The organism is Exilibacterium tricleocarpae (genome assembly GCF_007004655.1).
Classification (GTDB): domain Bacteria; phylum Pseudomonadota; class Gammaproteobacteria; order Pseudomonadales; family Cellvibrionaceae; genus Exilibacterium; species Exilibacterium tricleocarpae.
In genome coordinates this window covers 371,524-385,319 of record NZ_ML660091.1, presented here as the reverse complement: position 1 = coordinate 385,319, position 13,796 = coordinate 371,524, and the positions used below count along the sequence as shown (strand labels likewise).

At 61.3% G+C, this 13,796-nt stretch carries 11 protein-coding genes; 7 read left to right on the top strand and 4 right to left on the bottom strand.

The genetic code is table 11. The annotated features are described in order from the left end of the window. Positions 1 to 10 precede the first annotated feature (10 nt). Complete coding sequence (locus tag FKG94_RS09860; protein ID WP_142904045.1) at positions 11 to 232, top strand: DUF2835 domain-containing protein; 222 nt, start codon at positions 11 to 13, stop codon at positions 230 to 232. A gap of 61 nt (positions 233 to 293) precedes the next feature. Then, on the top strand, positions 294 to 1,379 hold the full coding sequence (locus FKG94_RS09855) for a quinone-dependent dihydroorotate dehydrogenase (protein WP_142904044.1): 1,086 nt from the start codon (positions 294 to 296) through the stop codon (positions 1,377 to 1,379). Between the two features lie 94 nt (positions 1,380 to 1,473). On the opposite strand, the gene rmf is transcribed toward FKG94_RS09855, so the two are convergent. After that, positions 1,474 to 1,677 carry a ribosome modulation factor gene (rmf, locus tag FKG94_RS09850; RefSeq protein WP_142904043.1) on the bottom strand — a complete coding sequence of 68 codons (204 nt, stop codon included), beginning with the start codon at positions 1,675 to 1,677 and terminating at the stop codon, positions 1,474 to 1,476. Between the two features lie 345 nt (positions 1,678 to 2,022). On the opposite strand from rmf, the gene rlmKL reads away from it, so the two are divergent. Both rlmKL and uvrB read left to right on the top strand, forming a co-directional pair. Further along, positions 2,023 to 4,239, top strand: a complete 2,217-nt coding sequence (rlmKL, locus tag FKG94_RS09845) for a bifunctional 23S rRNA (guanine(2069)-N(7))-methyltransferase RlmK/23S rRNA (guanine(2445)-N(2))-methyltransferase RlmL (RefSeq protein ID WP_142904042.1) — start codon at positions 2,023 to 2,025, stop codon at positions 4,237 to 4,239. Positions 4,240 to 4,413: 174 nt separating this feature from the next. Continuing rightward, positions 4,414 to 6,420 (top strand): excinuclease ABC subunit UvrB, encoded by a 2,007-nt coding sequence (gene uvrB, locus FKG94_RS09840; protein WP_142904041.1) that lies wholly within the window; start codon positions 4,414 to 4,416, stop codon positions 6,418 to 6,420. Positions 6,421 to 6,642: 222 nt separating this feature from the next. Here the strand turns inward: uvrB and FKG94_RS09835 are convergent, their stop codons facing one another. Both FKG94_RS09835 and FKG94_RS09830 read right to left on the bottom strand, forming a co-directional pair. After that, on the bottom strand, positions 6,643 to 9,063 hold the full coding sequence (locus FKG94_RS09835; RefSeq protein WP_142904040.1) for a bifunctional serine/threonine-protein kinase/formylglycine-generating enzyme family protein: 2,421 nt from the start codon (positions 9,061 to 9,063) through the stop codon (positions 6,643 to 6,645). Positions 9,064 to 9,075: 12 nt separating this feature from the next. Next, the gene (locus tag FKG94_RS09830; protein WP_142904039.1) at positions 9,076 to 9,948 is read right to left on the bottom strand and encodes a PP2C family protein-serine/threonine phosphatase; all 873 of its coding nucleotides are present in this window, start codon (positions 9,946 to 9,948) and stop codon (positions 9,076 to 9,078) included. 281 nt (positions 9,949 to 10,229) lie between these two features. Between FKG94_RS09830 and FKG94_RS09825 the strand changes: the two genes are divergently transcribed. From FKG94_RS09825 to FKG94_RS09815, 3 genes are all read left to right on the top strand, one after another. Next, the gene (locus tag FKG94_RS09825; protein ID WP_142904038.1) at positions 10,230 to 11,117 is read left to right on the top strand and encodes an FHA domain-containing protein; all 888 of its coding nucleotides are present in this window, start codon (positions 10,230 to 10,232) and stop codon (positions 11,115 to 11,117) included. A 179-nt stretch (positions 11,118 to 11,296) separates the two neighbouring features. Then, a complete protein-coding gene (locus FKG94_RS09820; RefSeq protein WP_142904037.1) occupies positions 11,297 to 12,499 on the top strand; it encodes a DUF5610 domain-containing protein in 1,203 nt (400 codons plus the stop codon). Between the two features lie 55 nt (positions 12,500 to 12,554). After that, complete coding sequence (locus FKG94_RS09815; protein ID WP_142904036.1) at positions 12,555 to 12,809, top strand: glutaredoxin family protein; 255 nt, start codon at positions 12,555 to 12,557, stop codon at positions 12,807 to 12,809. Here the strand turns inward: FKG94_RS09815 and FKG94_RS09810 are convergent. Beyond that, entirely contained in the window at positions 12,799 to 13,590 is a 792-nt protein-coding gene (locus tag FKG94_RS09810; RefSeq protein WP_142904035.1) for a TatD family hydrolase, read from the bottom strand. The genes FKG94_RS09815 and FKG94_RS09810 overlap by 11 nt on opposite strands. Between the last annotated feature and the right edge of the window lie 206 nt (positions 13,591 to 13,796).

Below are 13,796 nucleotides of genomic sequence, written 5' to 3'. Positions count from 1 at the left end.
TTTATCGGTCATGGCGTCCTTGATTGTCGATCTGGCGATCTCCGCCGAGGAGTACCAGCGCCTGTACCGGGGGGCGGCCAATGCGGTGGTGGCGCGCGCCCGGGACGGTCGCCGGGTGCGGTTTCCCGCTCATATCCTGCGCCCCTTTGTCACCCACACCGGCATTCAGGGCAGCTTTGCGATTACGTTTGATGCCGACAACCGTTATCAGGCAGTGGAAAGAATCGACTAGTCCGGCGGCTTGCTATATGCTTGCCGCCGATTTACCCGAGTAGCCGAAGAATTCCGCTCCCATGTATGACTTAGTTCGCAAGGCATTATTTCACCTCGATGGCGAAACCTCCCACGACTTGACCCTGGATCTGCTCGGCGCCGGCGAGCGCCTGGGTTTGGTGCGCCCTTTCGCGCGACCGGTGCCCGCCAACCCGGTAACGGTGATGGGGCTGCGTTTTCCCAATCCGGTAGGGCTGGCTGCCGGCCTGGATAAAAACGGCGACTATATCAACGCCTTCGGGCGCCTGGGGTTCGGTTTTATCGAGGTGGGTACGGTGACACCGCGCCCGCAATCGGGCAATCCCCGCCCGCGCCTGTTTCGCCTGCCCGAGCACGGTGCCCTGATCAACCGCATGGGGTTTAACAACAAGGGCGTCGACCACCTGGTCGCCCAGGTGCGCCGGCGCCGCTTCGACGGCGTGCTCGGCATCAATATCGGCAAGAACAAGGACACGCCGGAGGACCGGGCATTGGAGGATTACCGCCTCTGCCTCGAGCGGGTCTACCCCTGGGCCGACTACGTTGCCGTCAATATCTCTTCACCCAATACGCCCGGGTTGCGCGACCTGCAATTTGGGGATGCATTGAAGTCCCTGCTGGCCGGTATCAAGGCCGAGCAGGGACGGCTGCATCGCGACAGTGGCCGCTACGTGCCGGTGGCCGTCAAGATCGCCCCGGATATGGACGAGACCGCCGTCGCCGCGGTTGCCGGCGTATTGGTGGAGGAGGGCATAGATGGCGTTATCGCCACCAACACTACAGTCGATCGCAGTGCCGTGGAAGCCCACCCGCTGGCTGTCGAGACGGGTGGGCTGAGCGGCGAGCCACTGACTGCGCGGGCTACCGAAGTGGTCGCGATGCTGCGGGACGCTGTCGGCGCCAAGCTGCCGATTATCGGTGTCGGCGGCATTCACGATGGCGCTTCGGCGGCGGCCAAGGTGGCGGCCGGTGCCAGCCTGGTGCAGATATACACCGGGTTTATTTATCGGGGACCGGAATTGATAGCCGAAGTGGCGGACGCCGTAGCGTCCATAAGCCACTCGGCGGGCAGTGAGCAGCGCAGTAACCCTGAGGGTCAGCCGGTTGATACCCCGGCTCATCATTAGCGCCGGCTCTGCCCTGGCCTGCGGATGGCAGGCGTTTTGGTTGTAGATTTTCGGTTTCGCCGTCAACGACGGCGCTGGTTATCAGTGTTAAATGTTATAAGTTAGTGATCTTTTGTACTTGAGCGAAGCGGTTGTAACCATTCCAATGATCTTCGCGGCCTTCGCGCCAACCGTTTAACCAGTTCTGTCGGGTTTCGCCCGTGTCGTGTGGACACAAATTGCGGGAGCGTCCGTCGACGCCGGCCTGATAGCCCCGGTTGAATGCACGTTCAGGTTGGTTGCGTTTTTGCCGTTTCATTGTATGGAGCACCTCTTTTAATGATCTACTTTTGATGATCTATGCGGTATTGGTATCGGTGATTGTCTGACGCTTGTGCTTACCTCTCGTTTACCTTTGTGGTTACGTTTCCGGCGCTAAAGCCGCCCAAAGCGGAAAGGGTTAATCGGGCGAAATTCAGCGACTGGTCACGGTCATCCGGTTACAGCGCGCTGAATATCGCGGTTAGGTCCAGTAGAGCAAAATTAGCCGCGGGTTGTGAATGATTTTATTTTTATATGCTTAGAGCGGGTTATCGCGCGACGATATATTCCGAGTCTCGCTAAGTCGATTCCCGCTAAGTACTGATGTGTATTAAGGCTTACAATGTCCTGGAAAACTGCGTTATTTGCCACCTGTCCCAAGGGCCTCGAAGGTCTGCTGCTGGCCGAGCTGAAGGCGTTGGGCGTGGACGCTGCGCGGGAGACAGTGGCAGGGGTTCACTTTGAAGCGGACCTCGGCACGGCTTACCGCTGCTGCCTGTGGTCGCGCCTGGCCAACAAAGTGCTGTTGCCGCTGGGACGCGTCGGTGCGGCAGATGCGGATGCCCTTTACGCCGGCGTGGCGAGTCTGCCCTGGGAAGAGCATCTCAACCCCCACGGCAGCCTGCTGGTGGACTTTATCGGCACCGACAGCGTGATTCGCAACAGCCAGTTCGGCGCTGTCAAGATCAAGGACGCCATTGTCGACCGGCTGCGGGAGCGCTGCGGGCAGCGACCTTCAGTGGCCCGGCACGATCCGGACCTGCGCATCAACGCGCGCCTGAGCCGGGGGCGGGTGGCCATTGCCATCGATCTGTCCGGCGACAGCCTGCATCGGCGCGGCTACCGGATCAAGCAGGGCGCGGCGCCGTTGAAGGAAAACCTGGCCGCGGCGCTGTTACTGCGTGCCGGTTGGCCGGCGCTGGCGGCTGAAGGCGGGGCTCTGTTGGACCCCATGTGCGGTTCCGGCACATTGTTGACTGAAGCTGTGCTGATGGCTGCCGATATCGCACCGGGCCTGCAACGGCCCGGCTTCGGTTTCGAGCGCTGGCTCAATCATCGCAACGATACCTGGCTGGCGTTGCGGGAAGAGGCGATAGAGCGTCGTGGGGCCGGGTTGTCCGACTTTGATCTCGAGGTCCGTGGTTACGACGACGATGTGCGGGTGATACGGGCCGCCGAGGCCAATATTGCCCAGGCGGGGCTGGACCAGTGGATTCGCATCATTCACAAGCCGGTGGCGCAGTTCAAACGGCCGACCCACCGCACCCTGGCGCGGGGCCTGGTGATCTGCAACCCGCCCTACGGCGAGCGGCTGGGTGACCTTGAGTCGGTGGCGCCCCTCTACCGGACCCTTGGCGAACGGCTGGCAGTGGAGTTCGAGGGTTGGCGCGCGGCAATTTTCACCGGCAATCCGGAGCTGGCCAAGCAAACCGGCCTGCGGGCGCAGAAAAAGTACAAACTGTTTAACGGTACCATCGCCAGTGAACTGCTGCTGTTCGATATCACCGCGGAGGCGGCGGCACGCCACCGGCCGCCGGCCGGGGCCTGGGAGGAGCGCCAGCCCCAGGCGGTGGAGGCAGAGGCAGCCCCGCTGGGCGAAGGCGCGCAGATGGTGGCCAACCGCCTGCGTAAAAACCGCAAGAGCCTGGCTAAATGGCTGCAGCGCGAGGGTATCTCCTGTTACCGGCTGTACGATGCCGACCTGCCGGAATACGCCGCGGCGGTGGATATCTATACGGATATTGAGGGCCTGGAATACGCCTATGTACAGGAGTATGCAGCGCCCAAGTCCATCGATCCGGATAAAGCGGCCGAGCGTTTCGAGGCGTTGCTGGCGGCCGTGGCGGCGGTTCTTGAGCTGCCCGACAAGCGCATCAGCAGGCGCCAGCGGCGCCGTACCCGCGGGCGCGAGCAATACGAGAAACAGGTGGTGGAGGCGGCGGGCGAGCCGATTGTGGTGGCTGAGGGAGCTGGCCGGTTTAGTGTCGACTTGTGGCACTATCTCGACACGGGGCTGTTCCTGGATCACCGCCCGATGCGCCGTCTGGTGGCGCAATTGGCACCTGGCGCGCGCCTGCTGAACCTGTTTTGCTACACCGGCTCGGTGACGGTGCGGGCCGCGCTGGCGGGGGCGGCCGCCAGTGTCAGTGTCGATCTGTCCAACACTTACCTGAATTGGGCGCGGCGCAATTTCGCCCTCAACCATATCGGCGAGCAGCGCCACCAATTGTTGCAGGCGGACTGTCTCGAATGGCTGCGACAATGTCGCGAGGCGTTCGATCTTATTGTGCTCGACCCGCCGAGCTTCTCCAACTCCAAGCGTATGGAAGGCGTGTTGGATATCCAGCGCGACCATGTGCGCCTGATCCGTCGCTGTATGGACCTGCTCAATGTCGGAGGCACTCTGTTGTTCTCCACCAACCTGCGCAGCTTCAAACTGGAGCGGGCGGCGCTGGAGAAGTACGCGTTGAAAGATATCAGCGAGAAAACGCTTGACAAGGACTTTCAGCGTAATCGTAGAATTCACCAGTGCTGGGTGATTCGGCATGTAACGAATTGATTTCCGGGGTCGGTGCAGTGGTTGTGGTCGGGTCTGCGCATGCAACTGCTGCAATTGACCCTAAGGAAGGCAGTGCCAACTGACCCGGCCCCGCTACCTGTCAAGGACCCGATCGGTTGGCACTGCAACATCAAGCCGTTTTTTTTTCAGCAGCGAGTATAAAACTGAATAACCATGTCAAAACCCTTCAAAGTAAAAAGCCAGTTTAAACCCGCCGGTGATCAACCCAATGCCATCGCCGGACTGATAAAAGGCATCGAAGCCGGCCTGGCACACCAGACCCTGCTGGGTGTTACCGGCTCCGGCAAGACCTTCTCCATCGCCAAAGTTGTTGAAAAGTTACAGCGCCCGACCATGGTGATGGCACACAACAAGACCCTGGCCGCACAACTGTACGGAGAATTCAAGGAATTCTTTCCGGACAACGCGGTGGAGTACTTTGTCTCTTATTACGATTACTACCAGCCCGAGGCCTACGTCCCGTCGTCCGATACTTTTATCGACAAAGACGCCTCGGTGAACGAACATATCGAGCAGATGCGCCTGTCGGCCACCAAGGCGCTGATGGAGCGCAAGGACGCACTGATCGTCGCCACCGTATCGGCCATCTACGGTCTCGGCGATCCCGACTCCTACCTGAAAATGGTGTTGCACCTGACCCGCGGCGACCAGATCGACCAGCGCCAGATGCTGCGGCGCCTGGCGGAGTTGCAGTATGTGCGCAACGATATGGACTTTCACCGCGCCACCTACCGGGTGCGCGGCGATGTGATCGATATCTATCCGGCCGACTCCGATCGCGAGGCACTGCGGGTGGAGTTGTTCGACGAGGAAATCGAGGAGCTGTCGCTGTTCGATCCCCTGACCGGCGAGGTGTTGCAGAAGGTTCCGCGCTATACCGTCTACCCCAAGTCCCACTATGTGACGCCGCGCCAGCGGGTGCTGGATTCCATCAGCGAGATCGAGGAGGAATTGGCGCTGCGGTTGGAGTATCTGCGCGGTAACGACAAGCTGGTGGAGGCCCAGCGCCTCGAGCAGCGCACCCGCTATGATGTGGAGATGATGCGGGAACTGGGCTATTGCACCGGTATCGAAAACTACTCCCGCTTTCTGTCCGGCCGCAGCACCGGCGAGCCGCCGCCGACGTTGTTTGACTACCTGCCCGACGATGCGTTGTTGGTACTCGACGAGTCCCATGTCACCGTGCCGCAGATCGGCGGTATGTACCGCGGCGATCGCTCGCGCAAGGAGACGCTGGTGGAATACGGTTTTCGCCTGCCGTCGGCGCTCGACAACCGACCGCTAAGGTTTGACGAGTGGGAAAAACTGGCGCCGCAGATGATCTTCGTCTCCGCCACACCCGGCCCCTACGAGGCGGAGCACGCCGGCCAGGTGGTCGAGCAGGTGGTGCGGCCCACCGGTCTGGTAGACCCGGAACTCGAAGTGCGCCCGGCCGGCACCCAGGTGGACGATGTCTTGTCGGAAATTCGCAAGTGCGCCGCCGCCGATGAACGGGTGTTGATCACGACCCTGACCAAGCGCATGGCGGAGGACCTGACCGAGTACCTGAGCGATCACGGTGTCCGCGTGCGCTACCTGCACTCGGATATCGATACGGTGGAGCGGGTGGAGATTATCCGCGATCTGCGCCTCGGTGAATTCGATGTGCTGGTAGGCATCAACCTGCTGCGCGAAGGTTTGGATATGCCCGAAGTCTCCCTGGTGGCGATTCTCGATGCCGACAAAGAGGGCTTTTTGCGCTCGGATCGCTCCTTGATCCAGACGGTCGGCCGCGCCGCCCGCAATGTCAACGGCAGGGCGATCCTCTATGCCGACAAGATCACCGGTTCCATGCAGCGGGCCATGGACGAAACCGAACGCCGGCGGCGCAAGCAGCAGGAATACAACAAAACCCACAATATTACGCCCATCGGTATCAAGAAACGGGTTGCCGATATCCTCGAGGGTGCTCATGTCCCGGCCGGCCGCCCGGGACAGAAGCGCCGGGCCCTGGCGGAGCCGCGCGGGCGCTACGACGTGGAGAAACTCAAGGCCAGCGGCGATCTTTGGCAGACGATCGCCCAACTCGAACAGAAAATGTTCCAGTGCGCCAAGGATTTGAATTTCGAGGAGGCGGCGCGCCTGCGCGATGAGATTGCGCAGTTGAAGCTCGAAGCGTGATGACACCACGTCCGGAAAAAATCATTGGCACAGTTACTAACGGCACTTACTTAAGCAAAACTGTGCCAGTTGATCGGTCTGCCGCTGGGTGGGGCTTTCAGAAACACGTCGTAAACCCCTCCTTGGGGACTTCCCGACAGCATCCCTGCTGTCGAGAGTTTCTGAAAGCCCCACCCAGCGGCAGACCTACCCGCGATATTCTTAAACTAGTTCGATATGGCTTTAAGGCAATTCCACCACTACCCTGAAGCCGATATCCTCGGTAGCGGTGTGGCCGGTGCTCGGCCGGCGCAGATAGGCGTAAAGCTGCTTGCTGTTATCACTGATCGAGCCGCCGCGCACCACCCGAAATTGACACTGCCGCAGCTCGACGGCGGTGCCGTCCTGGGGCGCGTTCAGGTAGTGGTCCTGGTAGCAGTCAGCTACCCACTCGGCGACATTACCGGCGGTATCGTAGACGCCGAACTGGTTCGGTTCGAAGCTGCCCACCGGCGAGGTCTTGACGCCGAACAGGCCGGCAAACTTGCTGCGGCAGCCGCGCCGGCAGTTGGCTCTGCCCTTGGCGCTGTCGCTGCCCCACCAGTAGCGCGTGCTGGTACCCGCACGCGCCACATACTCCCACTCGGCCTCGGTGGGGAGGCGGTAGGGCCTGCCCGTTTTATCCCGCAACCAGTTGGCGTAGGCGCGGGCATCATCCCAGCTTACATTGATGACCGGGCGGCTGCCGTAACCCCATTTTTTATCGCTGGGCATAAGTGCGCCGGTGTCTACTGAGAATTTGTCGTAGTCGGCAAAGGTCACCTCGAACTTGCTGATGGCGAAAGGTGCGCTGAAGGTGACTTTGCGCGGCGGCGCGGCAGTGGCGTCGCGGGCATCGCCCATGGTAAAGGAGCCGGCGGGAATGACCAGCATTTCCGGGCCCTTGTCGCCGGTGCCCCACTCGCTGAAGAAGGTCGTTCCGGGCTGGTGTGCCTTGCGTAATGTCATGGCCAGAGCGACGGGTTTCTCCCGCATGCGAATCCACTTTTTCGCCGGCTGGTAGCCGGCATGAGTCACCTCGATGTGATAGCTGCCGGGTGACAGTGGAATGCCGGGCCGGTACTTCTCGCGAATATTTAAAATACGGATGCGCGCCCCGGCCGGCACGGCCCGCACGGTGAGTGGGGAAAGCACTTCCTCCTTGACGGCCACCGGCGGCGACTGCGGCTCAGCCGGCGCGGTGTCTTCCACCGGCGGCGCGCTCGCAGTTTGGACTGCCGGCTCGAGTGCCGGCGGTTTTTCGATTGTCGCCGGTGCGACTGGCTCCGGCGGTGCTGTGGTCTCAGGGGGGGCCGTGTCCGCTGCGGGCAGGGACGCGGTTGCGGATACCTCGCCGCCGTCGGCGGCGGGCGGGGGCTGCTGTTTCACAAACGCCGCGGTGCTGAGCGCGGCGGCGTGCAGGGCAGCCGGCAATTGCTTTTCACCGGGGAGGTCGAAGCGATTGACGGCGAGACTGAAGGTTCCCCACAGGATCGACACCACGCCGGTCAGCGCCAGGGCCTTGGTGAGCAGACGGGTTTTTCGAAACCCCGCGCCCTGGTAATAGGCGGCCTGCTGTATGCGGGTTGAAATGACCGTCGACTTTTGATCTTCCTGGGTGTCGGATTCGGTGCGTATCTCGGTGACGGCAACCCGCGGGCGCCGGTAAAAACCGTTACCGGGGGTCCAGCGCCAACTGCGCATATGTTCAAAGCCCTGGCGCAGCTTGATTTGCAGCGCCGCATAGGTGGTGACCAGCAATGCCTTGAACAGCGAATTGATCTGCACCCCGGTGGGGTCGGTACTGGTGAGGTACTGCGGCGAGCCGCCCAGCAGGTTTCTCTCTATTTCCTCTATCGCCTGCACCAGTTCATTGCCGCGTTGAAACCGGTCGTCCTCGTTTTTCGCCAGCAGCCGGTTCAGTAGTTTTTGGAACACGGCGTGCTGCGGCGGTAATTTGGGAATCGGGGCGGTCAGATGTTTGATGGCGATGGCCACCGCTTCTTCGGCTTTGAACGGCACCGTGCCGGTGAGCATTTCGTAAAAAACCACCCCGAGGCTGTAGATATCGGAGCGCCCGTCAATGGGCTGGCCGCGGGCCTGTTCCGGGCTCATATAATGAGGCGTACCTACCACCGTGCCGGCATTGGTGACCTGCGCGGCTTTACTCACGGTTTTAGCGACACCGAAGTCCGACAGCACGGCGGCGTCATCCTCGCGGAACAGAATATTTTCCGGTTTGATATCGCGGTGGATGTACCCCTTGCCGTGGGCGTGGTCCAGCGCCCGGGCCACTTCCTTGATAACCCGCAAGACCTCCTGGGTACTCTGGCCGGCGGCCATTTTGTCGTGTACCGAGCCGCCCGAGAGATAATCCATGGCGATGTAGTTCAGCGATTTATGGCAGCCGATATCGTAGATGGAGATAATGTTCGGATGGGAGAGTTGGCCGACGATATTTGCTTCCCGTTGAAAGCGTTCGCTAAACACCGGATCGGCATTCAGCGCCGGTGACATCACTTTCAGCGCGACTTCCCGGCCGACGCTCAACTGGATCGCAAGGTAGACCGTGGACATACCGCCCTGGTTGATCTTGCGAATGATCTGATACCCCGGAACCTGCATGGGCGAACCGCTTTATGCCACCAGCCAATACAACATGAGGAGCAGGCTGAGACAGGCGGCACCGTAGAGCGCGCCGTCCCACAGGCGTTTGCCGGTAATGGCCGGCAACCAGTCCCACAGTGCAGCCAGCGGCAGCGGCTTGGAAAACGGCGATTCGACGATCTGCACCGTGACATTGTCGCGACCGCCCCGGCTCAACGCCACCTGTACCAGCCGTTGCACGGCGTCCCTGGAGGATTTGGCATCGCACAGGGTGCGCGCGATGGTTTGGTCGTCCACCTCGTCGGTGAGCCCGTCGCTGCACAACAGCAACCACTGGCGCTCCTCCCATTTGCCGAACACGCTGTCGACGTTGACCTGCGGCAGGTCGATGGAGCCGATACACTGGGTGATGACATTTTTGTCCGGATGATTGTCCACCTCGTCTTCGGCGATAGCACCGGTGGCAAGCAGCATCTGGACGTAGGAGTGGTCGGTGGTTAGTTGTTCCAGCCTGCCGCCGTCTGCTTCCAGTGTCCACAGGTAGGCGCGACTGTCTCCCACCCAGGCCACCTCGTAGTTGAGGGCATCGGAATGCAGCGCCACCACGGTGGAACCCATGCCGGCCGCGCCGCGGCCGTTGTTGGCGGCCTCCAGGACTTCGTGGTGAGATTGTTGAATGGCCTCGCCGAGGGCCTGGCCGCTGCCGACGCTGCGCGCTACGGTGTCCTTGACAATGGCGCTGGCGACCTCGCCGGCCTCGTGGCCGCCCATACCGTCGGCCACCAGCCACAACCCGTGCTCCGGGCTGCTCAGAAAGCTGTCTTCGTTGTTCCCCCGGCACAGCCCCTTGTCGGTGGCAGAGCTGTGCTTAAGAGGGGCGCCGGTCCCGGCTGAGAACGCCATAGTACTTCCGTCCACTGTCAATGCCGCAACCTTGAAGGTTGCATATAGTTGTTAATTATAGGCCCGCCTGCCAGGTCTGAAGTTTCGCTTCGATAGCCTTGGGTAATAGGCGCCATATGAACGAACACTACTCTATGCGGACTTATATTACTGAGATACAGTTCAGGGTAAAAGTATTTTTTGTCGCTAAGCTATTGAAAAATCGGCTGCTTTTGTAGCATCATCGGCCCGAATCGCGCCGGGGCCGGCGCCGGTAAAACGCTTACAAGGGTCTGATAACTATGCTCAAGCTCCGTTTCAAGAATAATAAACACAACGCAGTTTGGTTGGTTGAACCCAAGGTTACTGTGGGCCGCGAGACTGCCAACGACCTGGTTGTGGACGATGCCAGCGTCGCCGCCACCCACGCCGAAATCCTGGTTGATCACGAACAACTCACCCTGGTCAACCTGTCGGGCGGCCAGGCGCTGTTTGTCAACAATACGGCGGTGCCGGATCGCACGGCACTGCAAAAGGACGATGTGGTTACCCTCGGTAAGGTGGAGCTGGAGGTGGTGGACCCGAAGAGCGAGCCCAAGGCCACAGCCACGGTGATGCGCGAAGACAAGGCTACCGGCTGGTCGCTGAAGGCCAATCACACGGCCTTGTCCAATCGCGTGTTCAGTCTTAAGAAAGAAACCGTCGTGGGGCGCTCCAACGAGTGTGATATTACCCTGGCAGCGGCGCACTTATCGCGCCGCCATGCTACCTTGACGATCCGCTCGGGCCAGTTGTTTGTTACCGATCTGGGTTCTTCGAACGGCACCTTTTTGAACGGCAAACGAATTACCGAGGCGCGGGTCAAACGCGGCGACGAACTGCGTTTCGACACCCTCAGCTTTGGGGTGATGGGTCCCGCCGAGGACATGGATAAAACCTCCGTGCGCAGCGCCGGCGCCGTGCCGGCCCCCAAACCCAAGGCCGCTGTCAGTGCCAAATCCACATCCACATCCCGCAAGCCCAGTACCGGGCCCCAGGCGGGTGCCAGCGGTTCCGAGGTTGGCGGTTCGGTCGCCGGCGACGGCGATACGGCCGGCCGCGGCGGCATGGGATGGCTGGCATGGTTGCTGGTGGCCGGTGCTGCCGTGGCCGCCGGCGCCTGGTATCTGCTGCAGCAGGGGGGCGCATAGCGCCGCAAGGTTCGACAGGCGGTGACGCGGCGTGCCGTTGATCGCCAAGCGGCGTGCATGTCCACATAACCGCAGGCGACAGTCGGCGTTTGCTCTTCATAATAAAATAGTGCTTAAGTCGTCGTGGTTGGCGCCGATAGCCAGATAGTTGCCTTTTGCGGGAAATCCGGAGGACTATCATGTTGGCGCCGGCACTCAGTTCAACGTTTTCGCGGCCCATTGGCCAATTCAGCAGTTTCTACCAGCAAACACAAAGTGTTCAGTACGGTGCTCGATTAGCCTCCTCGGAAACACCGCGCCAGGGTGGTTACGACGGCTTTAAAGTGTTCGATCAATTGCTCCAGCGCGGTTCGGAAGCGTTGCAGACATCCAGCCGCTATGTTCGCGCGGCGCCGGAGGCGGGCCCGAGCCCGAACCAGGTTGCCGAGCGGATTCTGGGCTTTATCGAGCGCCGCTTACAGCGGGACCTGGCCGAAGGCGCCGGAACCGAGGCGCTGGCTGGCCGACTCGAAGCGGGCCTGGAGGGCTTTGTAAAAGGTTTTGAAGACGCACGAGAGCAACTCGAGGGGCTGGGCCTGTTGAATAAGGCAGTGGTGGCCCAAACAGACGCCACCTACGAGCGGGTAGTGTCGGGTGTGGATGCATTGCGTGAGCGCTTCCTGGAGACCGGTGCGACGCCGGCGCCGGTTGTCGACGAGGCGGCTGCCCCCGCTGCCCCGCTGGGTGCCTTGAACGGTTTCAGTCAGTACGGTTATGCCCAGCGCAACAGTCTCAGTTTTGAATTGCAAACCGCCGACGGCGACACCGTGCGTATCCAGGCGGGTGCCGAGGAGCTGCTGGCGGCACGGGCCCAGGCTGCCGGTTTTCTCGACGCTGGCCGGGCGCTGGTGGGACAGTCGGGCAGTGCCGGCTACAGCTACTCGCAGCAATTCAATCTGCGGGTCGACGGTGACCTGGATGCCGGTGAGTTGGCGGCCATCAATGATTTGCTCGCGAAAGTCAACGATCTGTCGGGACAGTTTTTCCAGGGCGATCTCGAAGGGGCGTTCAACAGTGCTTTGTCGATCGGGTACGACAGCCGGGAGATTACCGGTTTTGCTCTCAACCTGACTCGTGTGGAAGTGGTGCGGGCAACCGCCGCTTACCAGCAGTTTGAAGGCCCCGGCGTTTACGCCGGTCCGGCACCGCTCAACGATCTGGCGCCGCTGGGCGACTTTGCCCGGGACCTGATCGGCGCTTTGGAGCTGGCCTCGCCGTTTGCCCAGCCAAACCAGTTGCTGCGCGACCTGGCCGATCGGGTGGGGTCGCTGGATGACGGGCGTGCGGCAGCTGACGGGAAAGCGTTTGGCGCCTTCGTTGAACGGCTATTGGAGTCGCTGTAGCGCCGGGCGGACTCCGATACAATGGTCGCTGATTTAACTGCGGTGATCCCTACCCATGCCAACCCTGTTGTTATACACCACACTCGGCTGCCATCTGTGTGAGGAGGCCAAAGCGCTTATCGAACCTCTGCTGCCGGCCAGCGGGCTGTGTCTTGAGGAAATCGATATCGCGACCGACGAGACACTGATGCAGCGTTACGGGGTCAGGATACCCGTCCTGGCCGTGGCCGATACGCCGGCCGAACTCGGTTGGCCTTTCGACACCGGCCAATTGCGGGCTTTTCTCGCCGGCCTGCCGCTCAGAGCCTGAAAAAGCGCCGCGCCGTGGCGCTGGTGGCGCGGGCGACCAGCGCCGGCTCCTCATCGCGATGTTGTGCCACGGCGGCGAGGACGTGCGGTAAAAACGCCGGTTCGTTGCGCCCGGATTTGGGCTTTGGCGACAGGCTGCGGGGCAGCAGGTAGGGGGCATCAGTCTCCAGCATCAGTCGTGTAAGAGGGATATGGCGCACCAGTTGCTGCAGCTCCCGACCCCGGCGCTCGTCGCAAATCCAACCCGTTACGCCGATATGTAAATCCAAGTCCAGGTAAGCCGACAGGGCCGCTTTGTCGCCGGTGAAGCAGTGCACCACGGCGTCTGTCAGGTGATCGCGATAGTTTTTGAGGATGCTTTCGAACTCGGGATGGCTGTCGCGCTCGTGCAGAAAAACCGGCAATTGCAGGTCCGCCGCCAGGGCGAGCTGTGCTTCAAAGGCCGCGATCTGTTGCTCGCGAGGGGAAAAGTTGCGGTTAAAATCCAGTCCCGTTTCGCCGATGGCGACCACTGCCGGCTGTTCGGCCAGTTGTTGCAAGTGTGTCGCGGTGTCGGGGGTGAACGTCTTGGCGTCGTGGGGGTGGACGCCCGCGGTGCAGTAGCACGGCAGCGCCGGTGCCTGCGTACACAGCTCCGCGGCGGCCCGGGAGGCGGCCAGGCTGGTGCCGGTGATCACGACTGCCTCGAGTCCGGCGCCGGCGGCGCGGTTCAGCACGGCGTCGAGATCGCCGGCGAAGCGGTTGTTGGTCAGGTTGACGCCGATATCGATAAGCGGTAGCACGATCAGTCTTATATTTCTCTCAGTAACAGTCTATGTCTGACCGGACATGTTAGCTGAAGTTTCGATGGGTTCCCGCAGTCAGCCTTGTGCCGCGGGAGGGGGTGCCGGTTGATGTTGGTGTGGTTCTCCTCGAAGGGGTCGGGGGGGGTTGAATTTAAACAAAAAAACACAGGGGCAAAATAAAAAAACCCCCCCCCCCCCAACCC

Bases quoted from the DNA above. Each gene is read 5' to 3' on its own strand.
- FKG94_RS09860 (WP_142904045.1), top strand. From the start codon at position 11: ATGGCGTCCTTGATTGTCGATCTGGCGATCTCCGCCGAGGAGTACCAG.
- FKG94_RS09855 (WP_142904044.1), top strand. From the start codon at position 294: ATGTATGACTTAGTTCGCAAGGCATTATTTCACCTCGATGGCGAAACC.
- rmf (WP_142904043.1), bottom strand. From the start codon at position 1,677: ATGAAACGGCAAAAACGCAACCAACCTGAACGTGCATTCAACCGGGGC.
- rlmKL (WP_142904042.1), top strand. From the start codon at position 2,023: ATGTCCTGGAAAACTGCGTTATTTGCCACCTGTCCCAAGGGCCTCGAA.
- uvrB (WP_142904041.1), top strand. From the start codon at position 4,414: ATGTCAAAACCCTTCAAAGTAAAAAGCCAGTTTAAACCCGCCGGTGAT.
- FKG94_RS09835 (WP_142904040.1), bottom strand. From the start codon at position 9,063: ATGCAGGTTCCGGGGTATCAGATCATTCGCAAGATCAACCAGGGCGGT.
- FKG94_RS09830 (WP_142904039.1), bottom strand. From the start codon at position 9,948: ATGGCGTTCTCAGCCGGGACCGGCGCCCCTCTTAAGCACAGCTCTGCC.
- FKG94_RS09825 (WP_142904038.1), top strand. From the start codon at position 10,230: ATGCTCAAGCTCCGTTTCAAGAATAATAAACACAACGCAGTTTGGTTG.
- FKG94_RS09820 (WP_142904037.1), top strand. From the start codon at position 11,297: ATGTTGGCGCCGGCACTCAGTTCAACGTTTTCGCGGCCCATTGGCCAA.
- FKG94_RS09815 (WP_142904036.1), top strand. From the start codon at position 12,555: ATGCCAACCCTGTTGTTATACACCACACTCGGCTGCCATCTGTGTGAG.